Below are 21,194 nucleotides of genomic sequence, written 5' to 3' on the forward strand. Positions count from 1 at the left end.
GTTCCACCATGCTTGCCTACCAGCAACCCGACGCTACCGGCCATTTCGGCATCTACGGCGGCAGCTTCGTCGCCGAGACGCTCGTGCACGCGCTCGACGAACTGAAGGACGCCTACGCGCGCTATCGCGCGGACGCCGAGTTCGTCGCCGAGTTCAAGCACGAGCTCGCACATTTCGTCGGCCGGCCGAGCCCGATCTACCACGCGGCGCGCCTGAGCCGCGAACTGGGTGGCGCGCAGATCCACCTGAAGCGCGAGGATCTCAACCACACAGGCGCGCACAAGATCAACAACGTGATCGGCCAGGCGCTGCTCGCCAAGCGCATGGGCAAGCCGCGGGTGATCGCCGAAACAGGCGCCGGCCAGCATGGCGTCGCCACCGCGACGATCTGCGCGCGCTTCGGGCTCGAGTGCATCGTCTACATGGGCAGCGCGGACATCTCGCGGCAGTCGCCGAACGTCTACCGCATGCACCTGCTGGGCGCCAAGGTCGTGCCGGTCGAATCGGGCAGCAAGACGCTGAAGGACGCGCTCAACGAAGCGCTGCGCGACTGGGTCACGAACGTCGAGAACACGTTCTACATCATCGGCACCGTCGCCGGCCCCACCCCGTATCCCGAGATGGTTCGCGACTTCCAGTCGGTGATCGGCGAAGAGTGCCTGAAGCAGATGCCCGCGCAGATCGGCCGCCAGCCCGATGCGGTGATCGCGTGCGTCGGTGGCGGCAGCAACGCGATGGGCATCTTCCATCCCTACATCGGCCACGAAGGCACGCGGCTGATCGGCGTCGAAGCGGCCGGCCTGGGCCTCGACAGCGGCAAGCACTCGGCCTCCTTGCAACGCGGCGCGCCCGGCGTGCTGCACGGCAACCGCACCTACTTGCTGCAGGACGCGAACGGGCAGGTCACCGAGACGCACTCGGTCTCGGCCGGCCTCGACTACCCCGGCGTCGGCCCCGAGCACGCGTACCTGAAAGACATCGGCCGGGCCGAATACGTCGGCATCACCGACGACGAAGCCGTCGCCGCCTTCCATCGGCTGTGCCGCACCGAGGGAATCATCCCGGCGCTCGAATCGAGCCATGCGGTCGCGTACGCGATGAAGCTCGCGCCGACGCTTGCGCCCGACCAGCACCTGCTCGTGAACCTCAGCGGCCGCGGCGACAAGGACATCGGCACCATCGCCGATCTCTCCGGTGCCAGCTTCTACTGCCGGCCCTCGTGCCAAGGCCAGAAGCTCAAGGGAGGTGCAGCGTGAGCCGCATCGCCGCCACCTTCGAGGTCTTGAAGGCGCGCCACCAGTGCGCGCTGATTCCCTACGTGACCGCCGGCGATCCGCACCCCGACGCGAGCGTGGACCTCATGCTCGCGCTCGCCGAAGCCGGCGCCGACGTGATCGAACTCGGCGTGCCCTTCTCCGACCCGATGGCCGACGGCCCCGTCATCCAGAAGGCTTCCGAGCGCGCGCTGGCCAAAGGCATCGGCATGGCGCAGGTGCTGGACATGGTGCGCGGCTTTCGCGCGAAGAACACGGCCACGCCCGTCGTGCTGATGGGCTACGCGAACCCGATCGAGCGCTACGAGCTCGGCCACGGCAAGGACCGCTTCGCGCACGACGCAAAGGACGCCGGCGTCGACGGCGTGCTCGTCGTCGACTACCCGCCGGAAGAATGCGAGGCCTTCGCCGCGACGCTCGGACGCTTCTCGCTCGACCCGATCTTCCTGCTCGCGCCGACCTCGACCGAGCGCCGCATGCGGCTCGTCGGTCGCATCGCGCGGGGCTACGTCTACTACGTGTCGCTCAAGGGCGTGACCGGCGCCGGCCACCTTGACACCGCCGCGGTCGCGCAGATGCTGCCGCGCATCCGCGAGCACGTGCGCGTGCCGGTGGGCGTCGGTTTCGGCATCCGCGATGCCGAAAGCGCGCGCGCGGTCGCCGAGCATGCCGATGCGGTCGTGATCGGCTCGCGTCTGATCCAGATCCTCGAAGCCGAGCCGCGCGACACCGTTGCCGCCGCCGGTGCCGCCTTCATCGCCACGATCCGCGCCGCGCTCGACGCGCCGCGTGCTGCATCCCAGCCCGCAAGGAGAACGCCCGCATGAGCTGGCTCGAAAAACTGCTGCCGCCGAAGATCCAGCAAACCGACCCGACCGAGCGCCGCTCGGTGCCCGAAGGCCTGTGGATCAAGTGCCCTGCCTGCGAGACGGTGCTCTACAAGACCGACCTCGAAAAGAACCAGAACGTCTGCCCCAAGTGCAGCCATCACCACCGCATCGGCGCGCGTGCGCGGCTCGACGGCTTCCTCGATCCGGAAGGTCGCTTCGAGCTCGCACAGGAAGTCGTGCCGGTCGATCCGCTGAAGTTCAAGGACAGCAAGAAGTACCCCGAGCGCCTCAAGCAGGCCATGGAAGCCACCGGCGAGACCGACGCGCTGGTGGTGATGGGTGGCGCGGTGCACACGCTGCCGGTCGTCGCTGCCGCCTTCGAGTTCGAGTTCATGGGCGGCTCGATGGGCTCGGTGGTCGGCGAGCGCTTCGTGCGGGGCGTCGAGGCTGCGCTCGACCAGAAGACCCCTTTCGTCTGCTTCACGGCGACCGGTGGCGCGCGCATGCAGGAAGGGCTGCTGTCGCTGATGCAGATGGCGAAGACGAACGCCTCGCTGACGCGCCTGGCGAAGGCGAAGCTGCCCTACATCAGCGTGCTGACCGACCCGACGATGGGCGGCGTCTCCGCCGGCTTCGCCTTCATGGGCGACGCGGTGATCGCCGAGCCGAAGGCGCTGGTCGGCTTCGCGGGCCCGCGCGTGATCGAGAACACCGTGCGCGAGAAGTTGCCCGAGGGCTTCCAGCGCAGCGAGTTCCTGCTCGACAAGGGTGCGATCGACATGATCGTGGACCGCCGCGAGCTGCGCGGCACCGTCGCGCGGCTGTTGGCGATGCTGCAGCGGCAGAGCGCCGACGCGGTGGCCTGAAGGTTCACGCTGCGGATCGGGGGCGGCGCGAGCCGCCCTCATCGTTTGCGCGCATGCCCACCCCGACGACCCTCGACGACTGGCTCGCCCACTGCGAGCGCCTGCACCTTCGCAGCATCGACCTGACGCTCGAGCGCGTGCGTCGTGTGCACGAACGCATGGCGATCCGCTTCGACGCGCCGGTGTTCACCGTGGCCGGCACCAACGGCAAGGGCTCGACCTGCGCGATGCTGGAAGCGATCCTGCAGCAGGCGGGCTACCGGGTCGGCGTGTACACCTCGCCGCATCTCGTGCGCTTCGAGGAGCGTTGTCGACTGGCCGGGCGGATCGTCGAGGCGGCCGAGCTGCTGCCGCACTTCGAAGCGGTCGAGGCCGCACGCGAGGGCGACGCACTGACCTACTTCGAGTTCACGACGCTCGCGATCCTGCGGCTGCTCGCGGCGAGCACGCTCGATGCGGTGGTGCTGGAAGTCGGGCTCGGCGGTCGGCTCGATGCGGTCAACGTCATCGACGCCGACTGCTCGATCATCACCAGCATCGACCTCGACCACGTCGGCCTGCTCGGCAACGACCGCGAGGCCATCGGACGCGAAAAGGCCGGCATCCTGCGCGCCGGGCGGCCGGCGATCGTCGGCGATCCGGTGCCCCCGGCCAGCCTGATCGAGCACGCCCGCGAGATCGGCGCCGATCTGCGCCTCGCGGGCATCGATTTCCACGTCGGCGGCGACAAGCAGCAGTGGGGCTGGGCCGGGCGTGCGCGCCGGCATCCGGGACTCGCGTATCCGGCGCTGCGCGGAGCGAACCAGCTGCTCAACGCGGCCGGCGTGCTCGCCGCGCTCGAAGCGATGCACACGCGACTGCCGATCACCGCGCAGGCGGTGCGCAACGGCTTCGCGCTGGTCGAGCTGCCGGGGCGCTTCCAGATCGTGCCCGGCACGCCGACGCTCGTGCTCGACGTCGCGCACAACCCGCACGCCACCGCCGCGCTCGCGCACAACCTCGATGCGATGGGTTTCTATCCGCGCACCCACGCGGTCTTCGGCGCGATGGCCGACAAGGACATCGACGCGATGCTCGCCCGCATCGCGCCGCTGGTCGATCGTTGGTACTGCTGCGGCTTGCCGACCGCTCGCGCGGCGAACGCGGAGGATCTCGCACGCCGCATCGCCGCCGTGCCGAACCTGCCGATCGCGAGCGAGACGAGCACCCACGCATCACCGAGCGAGGCACTCGCCGCGGCCCTCGAAGCAGCCGACCCCGCCGATAGAATCCTGGTCTTCGGATCGTTCTTCACCGTCGGCGGCGTCCTCCGGCACGGGCTGCCGAAGCAGGGCGCCAAGCATCTCTCCGCAGGCGCCGGCCGCACGGCCTGAAGGTCCAACGAGCGATTCAAGCCACCCCCTTCGCCTCCCATGCGCCTGCCTTCGTTCCTCCAGCGCAAAACCGCCTCCGGCGCGCGCCGGGTCGATCTGGACGAGGCCACGGTGCAGCTGGAGCGTCGGCGTGCACGGCGCCGCTTGATCGGCGCCGCGGTGCTGGTGCTCGTCGGCGTGGTCGGCCTGCCGATGATCTTCGACCGCGGCCCGAAGCCGCTGCCGGTGGACATCGCGATCGAGATCCCGAGCAAGGACGCAGTGGCGCCGCTGCCGGCACCGGCCGCATCGAAGGTCGCACGCAGGGACGCGCCCGCAGAGCCCGTGCCTGTGCCCGTGCCCGAGCCGGCGCCGCCGGCGGCTTCGAGGGTCGAGGCGAAGCCGGCGCCCGAGCCGGTGGTCGAGAAGCCGGCCGACAAGGTCGCGGACAAGGCTGCCGAAGCCGCTGCCGCAGCCGCAGCCGCGAAGAGGACGGGCGAGGCCGAAGCCGCCCGCGCGCGCGCTGCGCTCGAAGGCCGCACGCCCACCGCGCGGCCGGCGGCGAGCAAGACCGAAGCAGCGGCGAGCGAGGCGGCCTCGCGGTTCGTCGTGCAGGTCGGCGCGTTCAGCGAAGCCGATTCCGCGCGCGAGGCCCGGTCCCGCGTCGAGAAGCTCGGCTTCAAGACTTACGTGCAATCGGTCGAGACCGGCAGCGGCAAGCGCATCCGCGTTCGCGTCGGCCCCTACAACGACCGCGCCGAAGCCGACAAGGTCGCCGCGCAGATCAAGAAAGCCGGCATCAGCTCGGCCGTGGTGGGCCTGTGAGTTCCGCGGCCCTGGGCGGCGTCGGCTGGGTCGATCTCGCGTTCGCGGCCTTGCTGCTGCTCTCGACGGTGGTCGGCCTGTGGCGCGGGCTGCTGTTCGAAGTGATGTCGCTGCTGGGTTGGGTCGCGGCTTACGTCGCGGCACAGGCCTTTGCGCCGGCGCTCGCGCCGCAACTGCCGTTCGGCGCCTCCGGCTCGGCCTTGCAGCTCGGCGCTGCCTTCGCGATCGTGTTCGTGCTGGCGCTGATCGTCTGGAGCCTGCTGTCGTCGCTGCTGCGGCGCCTGATGCAGGCCTCGCCGCTGTCGGGCCTCGACCGCCTTTTCGGCGCGGTCTTCGGCCTGCTGCGCGGCGTGCTGATCGGCGTCGTCATCGCCACTCTCGTGCAGCTCACGCCCTTCGGCAAATCGCGCGACTGGCGAACGTCTCACGGCGCGGCGGCGATGCAGACGGTGCTCGCCGGTCTGCGGCCCTGGCTGCCCGACGCTGTGGTCAAGCATCTGCCGGCATGATGTCGGCCTGACGGCTTCACGCCGCCCCCTCAGGAGCAGTCCCATGTGCGGCATCGTCGGCGTGATCTCCACTGCGCCGGTCAATCAGCTGATCTACGACGCGCTGCTGCTGCTGCAGCACCGCGGACAGGACGCGGCCGGCATCGTCACCGCCGGCCCGGACGCGCGCGGCACCAAGTTCTTCATGCACAAGGCACGCGGCATGGTGCGCGACGTGTTCCGCACCCGGAACATGCGTGCGCTGACGGGCACCGTCGGCCTGGGACAGGTGCGTTACCCGACCGCGGGCAACGCCTACAGCGAGGAAGAGGCGCAGCCCTTCTACGTCAACGCCCCTTTCGGCCTGGTGCTGGTGCACAACGGCAACCTGACCAACGCCCATGCCCTGAAGCGCGAGCTGTTCGGCATCGACCGCCGCCACCTGAACACCGACAGCGACACCGAGGTGCTGCTCAACGTGCTCGCGCACGAGCTCGAGCAGACCGCGCGCGACCTCCCGTTGACGCCCAACGAGGTGTTCAAGTCGGTCGCCGGCGTGCATCGGCGCGTGAAGGGTTCGTATGCGGTCGTCTGCCTGATCGCAGGCCACGGCGTGCTGGCGTTCCGCGATCCCTTTGGCATCCGCCCGCTGTGCCTCGGCGAAGCCGAGACACCCACCGGCAAGACGGTGATGGTCGCGAGCGAATCGGTTGCGCTCGAGGGCACCGGCCACCGCTTCGTGCGCGACGTGGCCCCGGGCGAGGCGGTGTTCATCGATCTCGAAGGCAACGTGCATGCGCGCCAGTGCGCGGCCGCACCCAAGCTCAACCCCTGCGTGTTCGAGTTCGTCTACCTGGCGCGGCCCGACTCGGTGATCGACGGCATCTCCGTCTACCAGGCGCGCCTGAACATGGGCGAAACGCTGGCGCAGCGGCTGATCTCGACGATGCCGCCGAGCGAGATCGACGTCGTGATCCCGATCCCTGAATCGAGCCGGCCCTCGGCGATGCAGCTCGCGCAGAAGATCGGCCGGCCCTACCGCGAGGGCTTTGTGAAGAACCGCTATGTCGGTCGCACCTTCATCATGCCGGGGCAGGGCATGCGCATGAAGAGCGTGCGGCAGAAGCTCAACGCGATCTCGTCCGAGTTCAAGGGCCGCAACGTGCTGCTGGTGGACGACTCGATCGTGCGCGGCACCACCAGCAAGGAGATCGTGCAGATGGCCCGCGAGGCCGGCGCCCGCAAGGTGTTCATGGCCTCGGCCGCGCCGCCGGTGCGCTTCCCCAACGTCTACGGCATCGACATGCCGACCAAGGGCGAGCTGATCGCGCACGACCGCAGCATCGAGGACATCCGCGAGTTCATCGGCGCGGATGCGCTGATCTACCAGGACGTGACCGCGATGAAGAAGGCGGTCGGCGTGCTGAACACCAAGCTCGACGGCTTCGAGGCCTCGTGCTTCGACGGCTACTACTGCACCGGCGACGTGAGTGCCGAGGACTTCGAGACGCTCGCCGCGCAGCGGCCGCTGCAGCTCGAAGAGGACGCCGAGTCCGTGTCGCGCCTGGCCTTGCAGACCACGCTGGAGATCTGATGACCGCGCCGAAGGACGCCAAGCCGTCGCGGCGCGCCGCGCTGCCGGCGGGCCTGCGGCTCGACACGCTCGCGGTGCGCGAGGGCTTGCCGCCCAGTGCCTACGGCGAGAACTCGGAGGCCCTGTTCCTCACGAGCGGCTACGTCCAGCCCGATGCCGAAACCTCCGCGCGTCGCTTCGCCGGCGAGGAGGAGGGCTATTCCTACACGCGCACCGGCAACCCGACGGTCACGAGCCTCGAGATGCGGCTGGCCGCCATGGAGGGCACCGAAGCCGCGATGGCCACCGCCACCGGCATGGCCGCCATCATGCTGATGTGCTTCAGCCTGCTGCGATCGGGCGACCACGTGGTGTTCTCGCAGTCGATGTTCGGCTCGACGATCAAGCTCATCGGCACCGAGTTCGCGCGCTTCGGCGTCGAGTCGACGATGGTGGCGCAGACGGACATCGACGCCTGGCGCAGCGCCGTGCGCCCCACCACCAAGCTGCTGTTCGCCGAGACGCCGACGAACCCGCTGACCGAGGTCTGCGACATCGCGGCGCTGGCCGAGATCGCGCACGCGGCCGGCGCCTGGCTCGCCGTGGACAACTGCTTCGCGACGCCGGCCCTGCAGCGGCCGGTGCAGCTCGGGGCCGACATCGTCATGCACTCGGGCACCAAGTTCCTCGACGGCCAGGGCCGCGTGATGGCCGGCGCGCTGTGCGCACCCGAAGCCATGGTGCGCGAGAAGTTTCTGCCGGTGCAGAAAAACGCGGGCATGGTGCTGTCGCCGTTCAACGCCTGGGTCGTCCTCAAAGGCCTGGAGACGCTGAGCTTGCGGCTCCAGGCGCAGAGCGCGGCCACGCTCGCGCTCGCGCAGTGGCTCGAGCGCCAGCCTGGCGTGGCGCGCGTGCACTACCCGGGCTTGCCGAGCCATCCGCAGCACGCGCTCGCGATGCGCCAGATGTCGGGCCTGGGCGGTGCGGTGCTGTCGTTCGAGGTCCGGGCCGATGGCGCCGAGCAGGCGCGCGCGCGGGCCTTCCATGTCTTGAATTCGCTGCGGGTGCTGTCGCTGTGCACCAACCTCGGCGACACCAAGACGCTGCTCACGCATCCCGCGACCACCTCGCACGGCAAGCTCACCGAAGCGCAGCGAAAGGCGGCCGGCATCGGCCAGGGCCTGATCCGCGTCGCGGTCGGGCTCGAGCACATCGACGACATCACGGCCGATCTCGCGCGCGGCCTCGACACCTTGAACGCATGACTGCCGCTTCCGCGCCCGTGCGCACGCGCTTCGCACCGTCGCCCACGGGCTTCATCCACCTCGGCAACATCCGCTCGGCGCTCTACCCCTGGGCGTTCGCGCGCGCGAAGGGCGGCGTGTTCGTGCTGCGCATCGAGGACACCGACACCGAGCGCTCGTCGCAGGAAGCCGTCGACGTGATCCTTGAAGGCATGCGCTGGCTCGGGCTCGATCCCGACGAGGGCCCGTTCTTCCAGATGCAGCGCATGGACCGCTACCGCGAGGTCGTCGCGCAGATGCTCTACCAGGGCCTCGCCTACCGCTGCTACATGAGCCAGGCCGAGCTCGACGCGCTGCGCGAACGGCAGATGGCCGCGAAGCAGAAGCCGCGTTACGACGGCACCTGGCGTCCCGAGCCGGGCAAGACGCTGCCGCCCATCCCCGAAGGCGTGCGGCCCGTGATCCGCTTCAAGTCGCCGATCGGTGGCAGCGTGAGCTGGGACGACAAGGTCAAGGGGCGCGTCGAGTTCAGCAACGAGGAGCTCGACGACCTTGTCATCGCGCGGCCGGCCGGCGAGGACCAGCCGCTCAACGCGATCGGCACGCCGACCTACAACTTCTGCGTCGTCGTCGACGACATCGAGATGCGCATCACCCACGTGATCCGCGGCGACGACCACGTGAACAACACGCCGCGGCAGATCCACATCCTGCGCGCGCTCGGCCACGAGCCGCCGGTCTACGCGCACCTGCCGACGGTGCTCAACGAGCACGGCGAGAAGATGAGCAAGCGCCACGGCGCGAAGCCTGTCACCGCCTACCGCGACGAAGGCTTCCTGCCCGAGGCCGTCGTCAACTACCTCGCGCGGCTTGGCTGGAGCCATGGCGACGACGAGATCTTCACGCGCGAGCAGCTGATCGCGTGGTTCGACCTCGACCATCTCGGCAAGAGCGCCGCGCAGTACGACGAGGCCAAGCTGCGCTGGGTCGCCTCGCAGCACATGAAGCAGGCCGACGATGCGCGGCTCGCGGCGCTGGTGCACGTCGCGCTGCAAGCGAGGGGCATCGCGGCGCCGGCCGACGAGCGCCTCGCGACGATGTGCGCGCTGTTCAAGGACCGCTGCGCGACGACGGTCGAGCTCGCCGACTGGCTCGCGATGTTCTTCGTCGAGCCGCAGCCCGGCGAGGCCGAGCTGCGGCAGCACGTCACCGACGCGATCCGATCCGCCTTGCATGCGCTGGCCGATCGGCTCGCGCAAGCGACCTGGGACGCCGGCTCGATCCAGCAGGCGTTCAAGGCAACCCTGGCCGAGCAGGGCCTGAAGATGCCCGCGCTCGCGTTGCCGGTGCGCTTGCTCGTGTGCGGCCGTGCGCAAACACCGTCGATCGATGCGGTGCTCGCGCTGTTCCCGCGCGAGACGGTGCTCAGTCGATTGCGTGAGCGTCGTTAGCCTCTATACTCGCGGTCTCGTTTGAACAGCGTGACCCGTTCGCGACAAGCGGTTCGTCGTGAGGCCTCGGGGGTATAGCTCAGCTGGGAGAGCGCTTGCATGGCATGCAAGAGGTCAGCGGTTCGATCCCGCTTACCTCCACCACAAGCTGGCAGCGGCGGTGGCGTTGTTCAAAGGAGGAAAGTTCTGTCCCCTTCGTCTAGAGGCCCAGGACACCACCCTTTCACGGTGATTACAGGGGTTCGAATCCCCTAGGGGACGCCAAGCCTGGAGCGGTAGTTCAGTTGGTCAGAATACCGGCCTGTCACGCCGGGGGTCGCGGGTTCGAGCCCCGTCCGCTCCGCCAACGCAAATCAACGGGTCAGCTCCTCGAGCTGACCCGTTGTGCTTTCGGGCTGCCTTTCGCCCGAGCGTCGTTTTCAGCCCGCGGTACGCGGCTTGCCTGCACCCGTACCAGCTGTCCGGAAGTGCCATGCCGATGCGCATCGACGCCATCAGAAAGCTGCGTTCGGGTGCTCGCATCTGGCGTGGCCATGGCCGGAGCGCGGTCAACCGATGATCGAATCGTCCCTGCACCGTCTCGCCATCGTCGTCGCCACGGCGGTCGCGATGGAAGCCGTCGCGACCCTGGTCCATCGGCACTGGATGCACGGGCCGGGCTGGGGCTGGCATCAATCGCACCACGACTCCGGGCCGGGCGTGCGCTGGGAGCGCAACGATCTCTTCGCACTGTGCTTCGCCGCGCTGGCCGTCGCACTGTTCTTCATCGGCGACGCGTTCTGGTGGCCGCTCTATTGGGTCGGCGTGGGGATGACGGTCTACGGCTTGGCCTATGCGCTGCTGCACGACATGCTGATCCACCAGCGCCTGCCCGTTGCGTGGACGCCGCGCACCGGCTACCTCGCCCGGCTGCGGCAGGCGCACCGGCTGCATCACGCCGTGCGCGTGCGCGAAGGCGCGGTGTCATTCGGCTTCCTGTATGCGCCGCCGGTGCAGCGGATCGCAGAGCGGCTGCGCTCGCGCGATCGACACCCGACGGCGCGATGACCGCCGACGCGCGCGTTCGCGACCGCCGGCTGCAAAGCGCGGCCGGCCTGGGTCTCGCGGCCCTGATCGTCGGTGCATGGCTGGCCACGCAGTACTACGCGCTGTTCGTGCACGCATGGACCGGCGCCGGCCTGCTGGCCGCGCCCGTGCTCGTCGCCTTCATCTGCTGGCTCGACGTCGGCCTGTTCATCGTGGGCCACGACGCAATCCACGGCTCGCTGGCACCGGCTTCGCGCCCGCTGAATCGCGCGGTCGGTCGGCTCGGATTCGCGCTCTACGCGGGCTTCTCGCTCGGCCGCTTCGAGGCGGGCCACCACGCGCACCACCGCGCGCCGGGGACCGACGGCGATCCCGACTTCCATCCGCACGACGGCCGCTTCTGGCCCTGGTACCGGCACTTCCTGTTCCGCTACTTCGGCTGGCACGAAGTCCTGGGCCTTGCAGTCTCCTTCGCGCTGATCGTCGGCGTGCTGCGCGCGCCGATGCTCAACGCGCTGGTCTTCTGGGCGCTGCCGGCGCTGCTTTCCTCAGTGCAGTTGTTCGCCTTCGGCACTTGGCTGCCGCACCGCGTGCAACACGAACGCTTCATCGACGAGCACCGCGCGCGCAGCAGCGGCTACGGCCACCTCGCGTCGTTGCTTTCGTGCTTCCACTTCGGCTACCACCACGAGCACCACCTGCGGCCGGATGCGCCGTGGTGGCGGCTGCCCGCCGTGCGGCGCACCTTTGGCGCTCGCGGCAAAACGGGCGGCGTGGCCTAGCAGGTCGGAGGCCGCGTCCACAGCGAGCAGCGACGTTGCGCGCGCGGGTCCGCCGCGTCGTCGCGCAGGCCGCTCTTGCCGAGCGCGGCCGTGCAGCCGCCGGCGATCAGGTGGTGCAGCTTGCGCCGGCGGCTCGTCGCGACCCGTTCGTCCCACGCCGCCGCGCCGCGGGCGCGCACCTGCTGGCCGATCTCGCGATACAGGCCGTGCGCCGCCGCGACCGCCCAGGCCGATCGAAGCGGCAGGCTCGCGATCCCCTTGCGAGCCGAGAGGTAGTAGGGCTCCGCCGCGCCCACCAGCCGCTGCGCCACCCGCGCCACCGCCTCGCGTTGCGGCGGCGCCGAGACCTCGTGCGCGCCGACCGCCTCCTCCGCCAGCCAGTCGCGCGGCAGGTAGAGCCGGCCGGCGGCGTGGTCGTCAAGCACGTCGCGCGCGATGTTCGTGAGCTGGAAGGCAAGCCCCAGATCGGCCGCGCGGTCCAGCGTCGCGTCGTCGCGCCGGCCCATGATCAAGGCCATCATCACGCCGACGACGCCCGCCACGCGGTAGCAGTAGTCAAGCGTGTCGGCCAGCGTGTCGTAGCGCCGGCCCTGCGCGTCCATGCGGAAGCCGGAAAGGTGCTCAAGCGGCAGGCGCGGCGGGATGCCGTGCAGGCGCACGACCTCGGCGAGCGCGACGAAAGGCGGCGCGGCGCCCGGCGTGCCGCGCAGCGCGCCTTCGGTCTGTTCGGCCAGCGCATCGACACGGCGATCGGCGTCCCGCGGGTCCTGCATCGACTGGCCGTGGCCGAGCACCTGACCGTCGACCACGTCGTCGCAGTGGCGGCACCAGGCGTAAAGCAGCGTCACGCTGCGGCGGGTGCGGCGGTCGAAAAGACGCGCGGCCGACGCGAAGCTCTTCGAGCCGCCGGCGATCGCCTGCGTCGCATAGCGTTCGACCGGGTCCGTCGCCCTCATGCCGTCGCGAACGGCGCGGGCACCAGCGCGTCGCCGAGCATCAGGCCGGCCGTCGCCTTTGCCGATGCAAGCACGCCGGGGATGCCCGCGCCCGGGTGGGTGCCGGCGCCGACCAGGTAGAGGTTTGCGATCTGCGCATCGCGGTTGTGCGGCCGGAACAGCGCGCTCTGGCTCAGCAGCGGCTCGAGCGAGAAGGCGGAGCCCAGATGCGCGTTGAGCTCGCTGCGGAAGTCTTGCGGCGAGAACGTGCGGCAGGTCACCAGGTCGGCGCGCAGGCCCGGCATGTAGTGCTTCTCGAGGTAGTCGAGGATGCGGTCGCGGTAACGCGGCGCCTCGCTTTCCCAGTCGATCGCCGCGTGGCCCAGGTGCGGCACCGGCGCGAGCACGTAGTAGGCGCTGTGCCCGGGCGGCGCGAGCGAAGGGTCGGTGACGCTCGGTGCATGCAGGTACAGCGAGAAGTCGGCCGGCAGCCGCTGCGCACAGTCGCCGAAGACTTCCTTGAGCAGCTCGCGGTAGCGCTCGCCGAAGCACACGGTGTGGTGGCGCAGTTGCGGATGCGCGCCGCGCAACCCGAAGTGCACGACGAACAGCGACATGCTGAAGCGCTTGCCGCTGAGCCGCCGGCCTTCGTCGCGCCCGCGCGGGTGATCGCGCAGCAGCTGCGCGTAGGTGTGCACGACGTCGGCGTTGGAAGCCACCGCATCGAAGGGCAGCAGCGCGCCGCCGCGCTCGCGCACGCCGCTGGCGCGCTGGCCTTCCACCGCGATCGCGTCGCAGGCGGCGTTCAGCTTCAGCGTGCCGCCGAGATCCTCGAACAGCCGCGCCAGCGCGCGGATCAGCGCGCCGGTGCCGCCGCGCGCGAACCACACGCCCCACTCGCGCTCGAGCGCATGGATCAGCGAGTAGATCGCCGAGGCCTGGAAGGGGTTGCCGCCGACGAGCAGCGAATGGAACGAGAACGCCTGGCGCAGCCGCTCGTCGCCGATGAAGCTCGCCACCGCGTCGTACACGCTGCGCCACGCGCCCAGCCGCATGATCTGCGGCGCCGCGCGGGCCATGTCGCGCCACGAGAGAAACGGCACGGCGCCGAGCTCGACATAGCCGTGCTGGAACGCCTGCCGCGCGAACGCGAGGAAGCGCCGGTAGCCTTCGACGTCGCGCTGCGAGCGCAGCGCGATCTGCCGTTCGAGCTCGGCCTGGTCGTTGACGTAGTCAAAGCTGTCGCCGTCCTCCCAGCACAGCCGGTACAGCGGCGCGACGGGCAGCAGCTCGACGTAGTCGCTCATGCGCCGGCCCGCGAGTGTGAACAGCGCCTCGATCGCGCCCGGGTCGGTGATCACGGTCGGCCCCGCGTCGAAGACGAAGCCCTGGTCCTCGTAGACGTAGGCGCGCCCGCCCGGCTTGTCGCGCTTCTCGAACAGCGTGGTCGCGATGCCGCCGGCCTGCAGCCGGATCGCCAGCGCGAGGCCGCCGATGCCGGCGCCGATCACGGCGGCGCTGCGCAGCCCGTCGCGCTTCATGTCATGCGCTCCAGCAGCCGCGGCGGCAGCATCACCTTCAGCGCCGCGCTCACCGGCACCGGCGGGCGGCCGGTGACGATGCGCAGCTTGTCCGCGATCGACAGGCGCTCGCTGTAGAAGCGGCCGACCAGCCGCTCGGGCAGGCGGTAGAAGTGCGCGAGCACCTGATGGCGCGTGTCGGCCTGCCCGGCGAGGAACAGCAGCCGGTTGAGCATCCGGAAGAAGGCCTGCGAGCGCCATGTCGCGCGCGCATGACGTTCGATCGCCTGCGCGAGGCTCGCGGCATCCAGCGCGCTCTGGCGCGCGATGAAGTCGGCGAAGCGGATCGCCTGCGGCAGCGAATAGCCGGTGGTCGGGTGGAACAGCCCGGCGCGCAGGCCGCTGCACGGCTGGCCGTTCGTCGCGCGCCAGAACGCATCGATGTCGCCGTCGATCGCGATGGGCAGCACGCCGTGTTCCTCGCGCAGCGTCTCGGCGACGCGCCAGCCTTGCGCTTCGGCATAGCCGAGCGCGCGCTCGCGCAGAGCGGCCGCGTCGAGCGCGGCGGTGTCGGCGTAGTAGGTGTCCTCGATGAGCAGCCGGTCGGCCGCGAGCGGCAGCACGTAGACGAAGCGGTAGCCGTCGAACTGCGGCACCCGCGCGTCCATGATGGTCGGGCCGGCCAGTCCGTGCGGCGCCGCCAGCCGGACCTCGAGGCCGACGAACTTCTGGTGCCGCAGCTGCAGGTGCGGGCTCGGCCGGAAGCCCCGACCGTCGATCACCGCCGCGGCGTCGATGCGTTCGCCGGCGCCGGTGCGCACGTGCGTCGGCGCGACCTCGTCGAGCGCGGTGCCCAGCCGCACCGCATCGCCGAGCCTCGCCATCAGCACCGCGTGGAAGCGCTGCGAGGTGATCGAGTTGTAGCCGCCGTGCAGGCGGCGCGAGCGCGTCTTGAACATCACCGCGTGATGCGGCCAGTGGTGCACGACGAAGGGCTGCATCCAGACGCGCTGGTCGGCGTCGAGATCGCCGTCGTGGAAGGACCAGGTGTGGTTGCCGCCGAGCGACGGGCCGCTCTCCAGCACCAGCACGCGCAGCTGCGGGCGCGTCTCGCGCAGCCGCCAGGCGATCAGCCCGTTGGCGAGCCCGCCGCCGGCGAGCACGAGGTCGTGGCGCGCGGGCTCAATGGAGGGCATGGCGCTCCACCAGTTCGGCCGCGCGCGGCGCGCCGCCGGCGGCCGTCAGCGAGGCCGCGATGTCCCGCGCGCGCGAGCGGAACGCGGCGTCGTGCAGCACGCGCTGCATCGGCCGGCGCAGCGCCGCGACGCTGGTGGAGCGGCCCTGCAGGCGTGCGCCCGCGCCCGCGCGCACGACGCGACGCGCGATCGCGCCCTGCTCCATCGCCAGAGGCACCAGCACCAGCGGCACGCCGAGCGCCAGCGCGTCGAGCACGGTGTTCATGCCGCCGTGCGTCACCACCAGTTCGCACCGCGCGATCACGCGCCGCTGCGGCAGGTGGCGCGCGACGATCGGCGCGCCCGGCAGCGCGGCGGCTTGCGCGTCGCTCAGGCGCCCGTTGTGCGCGACCACCGCGGTCAGCCCGAGTTCGCGACACGCCTGCGTGATCCGCGCGATCAGCGCGAAGCGCCCGCCCTGCAGGCTGCCGAGGCTCACGAAGGCGAGCGGCCCGCGCGTACCGGCCGGCGGCGTCCACGGTGGCTCGTCTTCCGCAGCGGCACGCAGCGGCCCGGTGTAGGCGAAGCCTTCGGGCAGGTCTTCGCGCGGGAAGTCGAGCGCGCTCGACAGTTGCCCGATCTGCCGCGCCGAAAGGCACTGCTCGGTGCGCGTGGCGAGCGGCAGGCCGAACGCCGCGGACCAGTGCGCAAGCACCGCCGAGACGCGGCCCATCAGCCAGTCGCTGACCCGGTAGCCGCCGAGGTTGCGTTCGCGCGCCCAGCGCGTGCGCCGGTAGTCCCAGTCGGTGAACGGCGGCGGCACGTAGGGCTCGCGGTTCAGCATCAGCGCGTTGGCGACCGACACCTGCGGCAGGCCGAAGCGCCGGGCGAGCAGCCCGCCCGCGGGCTCGAGCTGATCGCAGACGATGCCGGCCGGCTCGATCCGCCGCAGCACCGCGGGCGCGTCGCGGCACAGCATGTCGGTCATGCCGGCCACGTCGGCGATCACCTTGCGGATGCCGTAGACGCCGCGCAACGACGTCAACGCGCGTTCGAGCCGTGCCAGCGTGCCGCGCGGATGGCTGTGCGCGCCGACCCGCTCGCAGCCGAAGCCGGCCGCCTCGATGGACGCCGCGGCATCGTCGATCGCGACGAACGTGACGCGGTGCCCGCGCCGCTGCAGCGCCGATCCGAGCGCGAACATCGGGTTCAGGTGTCCGGCGTACGGAGGACAGAAGAGGGCCAGGTGCATGACGACTGCTTGGGGCACGAAGCGTGCGGAGCGTCGGCAAGGCGCATTCCCGAGCCTTGCGCCGGGGCGGCGCCGGCGCCGCCCCGGGCCCCGAAGCGGTGCTCAGCGCGAGCGCTTCGGCCGCGCCGGCGGCAGCTTCAGCAGGCCCGTCGCGAGCGAGGTGCCCAGCAGGATCACCGCGCCGCCGACGAGCATCGCGCCGGTCAGTGCTTCTTCGAGCAGCAGCCAGCCCCAGAGCACCGCGAAGACCGGGATCAGGTAGGTCACGGTCAGTGCCCGCGCCGGTCCGAGCCGCGCGATCAACCGGAAATACAGCAGGTAGGCCATGCCGGTGCTGGCGACCGACAGCAGCACGAGCGCGAGCCAGCTTCGGGCCGACGGCAGCACCGCCGGCCACCACCACCAGGTCGGCAGCGCCAGGCACAGCGCGGCCGAGAGCTGGCTGCCGGTGGCCAGTGCCAGCGGCGGCACGCCGGCAAGCCGCTTGCGCGTGTAGTTGGCCGACCAGCCGTACAGCAGCGTGGCCGCGAGGCAGGCGAGCACCGCCCAGCCGGCCGCGTCGGCGCCGGGCTTGAAGCTCGCCTTGTCCCAGGCCAGGCCCATCACGCCGGCGAAGCCCAGCGCGAGCCCGAGCATGCGCGAGCGCGTCGGCCGGTCGCCGAGCCACCACCACGCGATCGCCGCGCCCCACAGCGGCGTGGTCGCGTTGAAAATCGACGACAGCCCCGCGGTGATCGACAGCGCCGCATAGCTGTAGGCGAGGAAGGGCAGCGCCGAGTTGGCGATGCCGACGACCATGATCGTGCCGGCGTGCTCGCGCAGCGCGCCGAGCTGCCCGCGCGCGGCCAGCAAGGGCAGCAGGAACAGCGCCGCGCCGATCACGCGCAGGCCGGCGAGCGCGACGGCGCCGAACTCGCCCGCGCCGACGCGCATGAACAGGAAGGAAGCGCCCCACAGCGCCGCGAGCGCGACCAGCTCGCCGCCATCGCGCGGCTTCAGCGCAGCACCCCTTCGAGCCGCAGCAGCTCCAGCTTGCGTTCGAGCCCGCCGGCATAGCCGGTCAGTGCGCCGGCCGAGCCGATCACGCGGTGGCAGGGCACGATCACGGAGATCGGATTGCGGCCGACCGCCGCGCCGACCGCGCGCACCGCGCCCGCGCGGCCCAGTTGCGCGGCGATCGCGCCGTAGCTCGCCGTCGCGCCGTGTTCGATGCGCCGCAGCGCCTGCCACACCGCCTGCTGGAAGGGCGTGCCGCGCGGATCCAGCGGCACCGCGAAGCGCGCACGGCCGTCGCGCCAGTAGGCGGCGAGTTCGGCGAGCGTCTGCGCGATCCAGCGCTGGTTCGCATCGACCGGCGCATCGAGCGGGCCGGGGTGGTGCTTCTGGCGGTCGAACCACAGGCCGGCCAGGCCTTGTTCGGTGGCGGCGAGCGTGACAGGGCCGAGCGGCGTGTCGCCACGCCCCTGCGCGACCAGCGGCCACGCGCCGCGCGCAGGGGCCAGGCTCGGCGCAGGGCCGCTCGCCAGGGTGATGTGCAGGTTCATGTTGCGTTCTCCAGGTGGTGCCACAGCCGCATCACCGCGTAGGCGCGCCAGGGGCGCCAGGCTTCGGCGAGCGCGGTGACGTGCTTCGCGTCCCGTGAGCCGAGCGCGTTGTGCAGGCCGATGTCGGTGGCGGGCCAGGCGTCGGGCCAGGCGAGCGCGCGCATCGCGATCACCTGCACCGTCCATTCGCCGATGCCGGGCATCGCGCGCAGTGCATCGAGCGTCGCCTGCAGCGGCGCGCCGCGGTGCAGCGCGAGCCGGCCGTCGGCGACGGCGCGCGCCAGCGCCTGGATCGCGCCGACGCGCTGGCGCACGATGCCCAGCGTGCCGATGTCGGCGGGCCGCGCGGCCGCGAGCGTCGCGGCGTCGGGGAAGAGCCGGTGCAGGTCGTCGAACGGCGTCGCGAGCGGCGCGCCGAAGCGCTCGACCAGCCGCCGCGCCAGCGTGCGCGCGCCCTTGACGGTGACCTGCTGGCCGAGGATCACGCGCATCGCGGTCTCGAAGCCGTCGAAGCCCCCGGGCAGGCGCAAGCCCTCGCGCGGCGCGCAGGGCAGACGCGCGAGCACCGGGTCGATGCGCGAGGGGTCGGCGTCGAGGTCGAGCGCCTGCCGCACGACGTCGAGCACTCGGGCGAGCGCCGGCTCCAGGCTCGGCGCAAGCGCGAGTTCGACGCGGTGCGCCGCGGGCAGGAAGCGCAGCGCGATCCAGCCGGCGTGCTGTCCGCCGGGCGCGCGCGCATCGGCGATGCGCAGCGTGCGGCGCATCGACAGCGGGCCGTCGATCGTCTCGACGCCTTCGATCGCGCGTGCCGCGGCGAAGCGCATCAGCGAATCGATGTCGTAGGGCGGCCGGTAGGCGAGCACGAGGCGGGTCGCGGCCTGCGCACCCGCCGCGGCCGTGCGCCCGGCCAGGCGCAGCCGGCTCGGGCTCATCCGGCAATGCGCGGCGAACGCGGCATTGAAGCGCCGCTGGCTCGCGAAGCCGCATTGCAAGGCGATCTGCGTGACCGGCAGGGTGGTGTCGGTCAGCAACTGCTTGGCGAGCAGCAGGCGCTGGTTGGTCCAGTAGTCGATCGGCGTCACGCCGTGGGCGGCGACGAAGATGCGGCGCAGGTGGCGGTCGGTGACGCCGAGCTTCGCGGCGATGTCGGGCAGCTGCAGGTCGAGCCCGCTGCGCGCCGCGTGCTCGAGCATCCGCGCCGCGTGGGCGGCGAGCACCTGCGGCGAATCGACCAGCGACAGCCCCGGCGCCAGCTCCGGCCGGCAGCGCAGGCAGGGCCGGAAGCCCGCCTGCTGTGCACTCGCCGCATTGGCGAAGAAGCGCAGGTTCGAGCGCCGCGGCATGCGCACGCGGCACACCGGGCGGCAATAGATGCCGGTCGAGGTGACGCCGGCGAACAGCCGCCCGTCATAGCTCGCGTCGCGTTCGAGCCAGGCGCGGTATGCGGTGTCGTCGTCGATCGACGTGGAGGCTGCGGGCAGGGGCAGGGCCGACATGCAGCCATGGTAGGCGCCGGCCCGGCCGGGACTCGCCGTTTTCGGACCTGTGCCTCGAGCCGCACGAGACCGCCCCGCGCGTCGAGCGCAACGGTCCCGCTGCGCCGCGCATCGAGCCCAGATCCGGCCGCGTCGATGCGGCTTCCCATAATCCGTGCCGGCCCGCCACTCAAGCACAGGACTCACGCATGCAAGTCGCCGATTCGATCTTCAAGGCTTACGACATCCGCGGCATCGTCGGCACGACCATCGACGAAACCTTCGCCGAGCACCTGGGCCGCGCCTTCGGCACCGAGGCCGTCGCGCAGGGCGAGAAGGCGGTCGCGGTCGGCCGCGACGGGCGGCTATCCGGGCCGGGGCTGGTCGCGGCGCTGGTGCGCGGGCTGCAATCGACCGGGCTCGACGTGGTGGACCTCGGGCCCGTGACGACGCCGATGCTGTATTACGTCGCGGCCACGCGCAGCGCGCACGGCTGCCGCAGCGGCATCCAGGTGACCGGCAGCCACAACCCGAAGGACTACAACGGCTTCAAGATGGTGCTGGCCGGCCGCGCCATCTACGGCGACGAGATCCAGGGCCTCAAGCGCCGCATCCAGAACGAGGACTACGCCAAGCGCCGCGGCCGCGCCGGCGCGATGGACGTGCTCGACGAGTACCGCGCGCGCATCGTCGGCGACTGCAAGCTCGCGCGGCCGATGAAGATCGTCGTCGACTCCGGCAACGGGATTCCCGGAGCGTCGGCGCCCGGCATCCTCCGCGCGCTCGGCTGCGAGGTGATCGAGCTGTACTCGGAGGTCGACGGCGACTTCCCGAACCACCACCCCGATCCGTCGAAGCCGGAGAACCTGGTCGACCTGATCCGCACGGTGCAGCGGACCGGCGCCGAACTCGGCCTCGCCTTCGACGGCGACGGCGACCGCCTCGGCGTCATCACCGCCGACGGGCAGAACATCTTCCCCGACCGCCAGTTGATGCTCTATGCGCGCGACATCCTGCAGCGCCATCCCGGCGCGCCGGTGATCTACGACGTGAAGTGCAGCCAGCGGCTGGTCGAGGCGATCCGCGAGGCCGGCGGCGCGCCGACCATGTGGAAGACCGGCCACTCGCTGATCAAGGCCAAGCTGAAGGAAATGAAGGCACCGATCGCCGGCGAGATGAGCGGCCACATCTTCTTCGGCGAGCGCTGGTACGGCTTCGACGACGCCACCTACACCGCGGCCCGGCTGCTCGAGATCCTCTCGCGCAGCGCCGACCCGAGCGCGGTGCTCAACGCGCTGCCGACCAGCTTCTCGACGCCCGAGCTCAACGTGCCTTGCGCCGAGGGCGAGCATCACAAGGTGGTCGCCGAGCTTCAGGCCCGCGTGGCCGACGGGCGGCTCGCCTTCGACGGCGGCGAAGTCGGCACGATCGATGGCGTGCGCGTCGACTACGCCGACGGCTTCGGCCTGATCCGCGGCAGCAACACGACGCCGGTGCTGGTGCTGCGCTTCGAAGGCCACACCGAAGCGGCGCTGCACCGGATCGAGAACGACTTCATGGCGGCGCTGCGGGCGGTGAAGCC

The 21,194-nt window shown here is 71.1% G+C and carries 19 protein-coding genes and 3 tRNA genes; 15 read left to right on the top strand and 7 right to left on the bottom strand.

Features of this window, described 5'->3' with window-relative positions; all coding sequences use genetic code 11:
• Window positions 1–8 precede the first annotated feature (8 nt).
• The 14 genes from trpB to VFR90_RS01890 all read left to right on the top strand — a co-directional run bounded on the left by trpB (window position 9) and on the right by VFR90_RS01890 (window position 11,711).
• The gene (gene trpB, locus VFR90_RS01825) at window positions 9–1,256 is read left to right on the top strand and encodes a tryptophan synthase subunit beta (RefSeq protein ID WP_326404252.1); all 1,248 of its coding nucleotides are present in this window, start codon (window positions 9–11) and stop codon (window positions 1,254–1,256) included.
• A complete protein-coding gene (trpA, locus tag VFR90_RS01830) occupies window positions 1,253–2,101 on the top strand; it encodes a tryptophan synthase subunit alpha (RefSeq protein ID WP_326404253.1) in 849 nt (282 codons plus the stop codon). Before trpB ends, trpA begins: the two co-directional genes overlap by 4 nt.
• On the top strand, window positions 2,098–2,970 hold the full coding sequence (gene accD / locus VFR90_RS01835) for an acetyl-CoA carboxylase, carboxyltransferase subunit beta (RefSeq protein WP_326404255.1): 873 nt from the start codon (window positions 2,098–2,100) through the stop codon (window positions 2,968–2,970). The genes trpA and accD overlap by 4 nt, the downstream gene beginning before the upstream one ends.
• 53 nt (window positions 2,971–3,023) lie before the next feature.
• A complete protein-coding gene (gene folC, locus VFR90_RS01840) occupies window positions 3,024–4,343 on the top strand; it encodes a bifunctional tetrahydrofolate synthase/dihydrofolate synthase (protein WP_326404256.1) in 1,320 nt (439 codons plus the stop codon).
• Window positions 4,344–4,382: 39 nt separating this feature from the next.
• A complete protein-coding gene (locus tag VFR90_RS01845) occupies window positions 4,383–5,147 on the top strand; it encodes an SPOR domain-containing protein (protein WP_326404257.1) in 765 nt (254 codons plus the stop codon).
• Window positions 5,144–5,656, top strand: coding sequence for a CvpA family protein (locus VFR90_RS01850; RefSeq protein WP_326404258.1), 513 nt, complete (start codon window positions 5,144–5,146; stop codon window positions 5,654–5,656). Before VFR90_RS01845 ends, VFR90_RS01850 begins: the two co-directional genes overlap by 4 nt.
• A gap of 43 nt (window positions 5,657–5,699) precedes the next feature.
• The gene (gene purF, locus VFR90_RS01855) at window positions 5,700–7,229 is read left to right on the top strand and encodes an amidophosphoribosyltransferase (RefSeq protein ID WP_326404259.1); all 1,530 of its coding nucleotides are present in this window, start codon (window positions 5,700–5,702) and stop codon (window positions 7,227–7,229) included.
• Window positions 7,229–8,473 carry an O-succinylhomoserine sulfhydrylase gene (locus VFR90_RS01860; protein WP_326404260.1) on the top strand — a complete coding sequence of 415 codons (1,245 nt, stop codon included), beginning with the start codon at window positions 7,229–7,231 and terminating at the stop codon, window positions 8,471–8,473. The genes purF and VFR90_RS01860 overlap by 1 nt, the downstream gene beginning before the upstream one ends.
• Window positions 8,470–9,903: a glutamate--tRNA ligase gene (gltX, locus tag VFR90_RS01865; RefSeq protein WP_326404261.1), complete on the top strand. Its 1,434-nt coding sequence runs from the start codon at window positions 8,470–8,472 to the stop codon at window positions 9,901–9,903. The genes VFR90_RS01860 and gltX overlap by 4 nt, the downstream gene beginning before the upstream one ends.
• Before the next feature lie 68 nt (window positions 9,904–9,971).
• Window positions 9,972–10,047 (top strand) — tRNA-Ala (locus VFR90_RS01870).
• A 44-nt stretch (window positions 10,048–10,091) separates the two neighbouring features.
• Window positions 10,092–10,167 (top strand) — tRNA-Glu (locus VFR90_RS01875).
• A 5-nt stretch (window positions 10,168–10,172) separates the two neighbouring features.
• Window positions 10,173–10,249, top strand: a tRNA-Asp gene (locus tag VFR90_RS01880).
• A 209-nt stretch (window positions 10,250–10,458) separates the two neighbouring features.
• Window positions 10,459–10,950 carry a sterol desaturase family protein gene (locus VFR90_RS01885; protein WP_326404262.1) on the top strand — a complete coding sequence of 164 codons (492 nt, stop codon included), beginning with the start codon at window positions 10,459–10,461 and terminating at the stop codon, window positions 10,948–10,950.
• A complete protein-coding gene (locus VFR90_RS01890; protein ID WP_326404263.1) occupies window positions 10,947–11,711 on the top strand; it encodes a fatty acid desaturase in 765 nt (254 codons plus the stop codon). The genes VFR90_RS01885 and VFR90_RS01890 overlap by 4 nt, the downstream gene beginning before the upstream one ends.
• On the opposite strand, the gene VFR90_RS01895 is transcribed toward VFR90_RS01890, so the two are convergent.
• The 7 genes from VFR90_RS01895 to VFR90_RS01925 form a co-directional block, all read right to left on the bottom strand.
• Window positions 11,708–12,667, bottom strand: a complete 960-nt coding sequence (locus VFR90_RS01895; RefSeq protein ID WP_326404264.1) for a phytoene/squalene synthase family protein — start codon at window positions 12,665–12,667, stop codon at window positions 11,708–11,710. The two genes, VFR90_RS01890 and VFR90_RS01895, sit on opposite strands and share 4 nt — an antisense overlap.
• Entirely contained in the window at window positions 12,664–14,187 is a 1,524-nt protein-coding gene (locus VFR90_RS01900) for a phytoene desaturase (RefSeq protein ID WP_326404265.1), read from the bottom strand. Before VFR90_RS01900 ends, VFR90_RS01895 begins: the two co-directional genes overlap by 4 nt.
• Window positions 14,184–15,362: a lycopene beta-cyclase CrtY gene (crtY, locus tag VFR90_RS01905; protein ID WP_326404266.1), complete on the bottom strand. Its 1,179-nt coding sequence runs from the start codon at window positions 15,360–15,362 to the stop codon at window positions 14,184–14,186. The genes VFR90_RS01900 and crtY overlap by 4 nt, the downstream gene beginning before the upstream one ends.
• Window positions 15,349–16,593 (bottom strand): glycosyltransferase, encoded by a 1,245-nt coding sequence (locus VFR90_RS01910; RefSeq protein ID WP_326404267.1) that lies wholly within the window; start codon window positions 16,591–16,593, stop codon window positions 15,349–15,351. Before VFR90_RS01910 ends, crtY begins: the two co-directional genes overlap by 14 nt.
• 102 nt (window positions 16,594–16,695) lie before the next feature.
• Window positions 16,696–17,592: a DMT family transporter gene (locus VFR90_RS01915; RefSeq protein ID WP_326404271.1), complete on the bottom strand. Its 897-nt coding sequence runs from the start codon at window positions 17,590–17,592 to the stop codon at window positions 16,696–16,698.
• Window positions 17,589–18,137, bottom strand: coding sequence for a methylated-DNA--[protein]-cysteine S-methyltransferase (locus tag VFR90_RS01920; RefSeq protein ID WP_326404268.1), 549 nt, complete (start codon window positions 18,135–18,137; stop codon window positions 17,589–17,591). Before VFR90_RS01920 ends, VFR90_RS01915 begins: the two co-directional genes overlap by 4 nt.
• The gene (locus VFR90_RS01925; protein WP_326404269.1) at window positions 18,134–19,633 is read right to left on the bottom strand and encodes an Ada metal-binding domain-containing protein; all 1,500 of its coding nucleotides are present in this window, start codon (window positions 19,631–19,633) and stop codon (window positions 18,134–18,136) included. The genes VFR90_RS01920 and VFR90_RS01925 overlap by 4 nt, the downstream gene beginning before the upstream one ends.
• Before the next feature lie 188 nt (window positions 19,634–19,821).
• Here VFR90_RS01925 and VFR90_RS01930 point away from each other — a divergent pair.
• Window positions 19,822–21,194: phosphomannomutase/phosphoglucomutase (locus VFR90_RS01930; protein WP_326404270.1), on the top strand; the 1,373-nt coding region annotated here is incomplete at its 3' end.

The sequence above is a fragment of the Methylibium sp. genome, from assembly GCF_035762065.1.
GTDB lineage: Bacteria > Pseudomonadota > Gammaproteobacteria > Burkholderiales > Burkholderiaceae_C > Methylibium.

Coding starts and splice junctions, on each gene's coding strand:
- trpB (WP_326404252.1), top strand. CDS start 9: ATGCTTGCCTACCAGCAACCCGACGCTACCGGCCATTTCGGCATCTAC.
- accD (WP_326404255.1), top strand. CDS start 2,098: ATGAGCTGGCTCGAAAAACTGCTGCCGCCGAAGATCCAGCAAACCGAC.
- folC (WP_326404256.1), top strand. CDS start 3,024: ATGCCCACCCCGACGACCCTCGACGACTGGCTCGCCCACTGCGAGCGC.
- VFR90_RS01845 (WP_326404257.1), top strand. CDS start 4,383: ATGCGCCTGCCTTCGTTCCTCCAGCGCAAAACCGCCTCCGGCGCGCGC.
- purF (WP_326404259.1), top strand. CDS start 5,700: ATGTGCGGCATCGTCGGCGTGATCTCCACTGCGCCGGTCAATCAGCTG.
- VFR90_RS01860 (WP_326404260.1), top strand. CDS start 7,229: ATGACCGCGCCGAAGGACGCCAAGCCGTCGCGGCGCGCCGCGCTGCCG.
- gltX (WP_326404261.1), top strand. CDS start 8,470: ATGACTGCCGCTTCCGCGCCCGTGCGCACGCGCTTCGCACCGTCGCCC.
- VFR90_RS01885 (WP_326404262.1), top strand. CDS start 10,459: ATGATCGAATCGTCCCTGCACCGTCTCGCCATCGTCGTCGCCACGGCG.
- VFR90_RS01890 (WP_326404263.1), top strand. CDS start 10,947: ATGACCGCCGACGCGCGCGTTCGCGACCGCCGGCTGCAAAGCGCGGCC.
- VFR90_RS01895 (WP_326404264.1), bottom strand. CDS start 12,667: ATGAGGGCGACGGACCCGGTCGAACGCTATGCGACGCAGGCGATCGCC.
- VFR90_RS01900 (WP_326404265.1), bottom strand. CDS start 14,187: ATGAAGCGCGACGGGCTGCGCAGCGCCGCCGTGATCGGCGCCGGCATC.
- crtY (WP_326404266.1), bottom strand. CDS start 15,362: ATGCCCTCCATTGAGCCCGCGCGCCACGACCTCGTGCTCGCCGGCGGC.
- VFR90_RS01910 (WP_326404267.1), bottom strand. CDS start 16,593: ATGCACCTGGCCCTCTTCTGTCCTCCGTACGCCGGACACCTGAACCCG.
- VFR90_RS01920 (WP_326404268.1), bottom strand. CDS start 18,137: ATGAACCTGCACATCACCCTGGCGAGCGGCCCTGCGCCGAGCCTGGCC.
- VFR90_RS01925 (WP_326404269.1), bottom strand. CDS start 19,633: ATGTCGGCCCTGCCCCTGCCCGCAGCCTCCACGTCGATCGACGACGAC.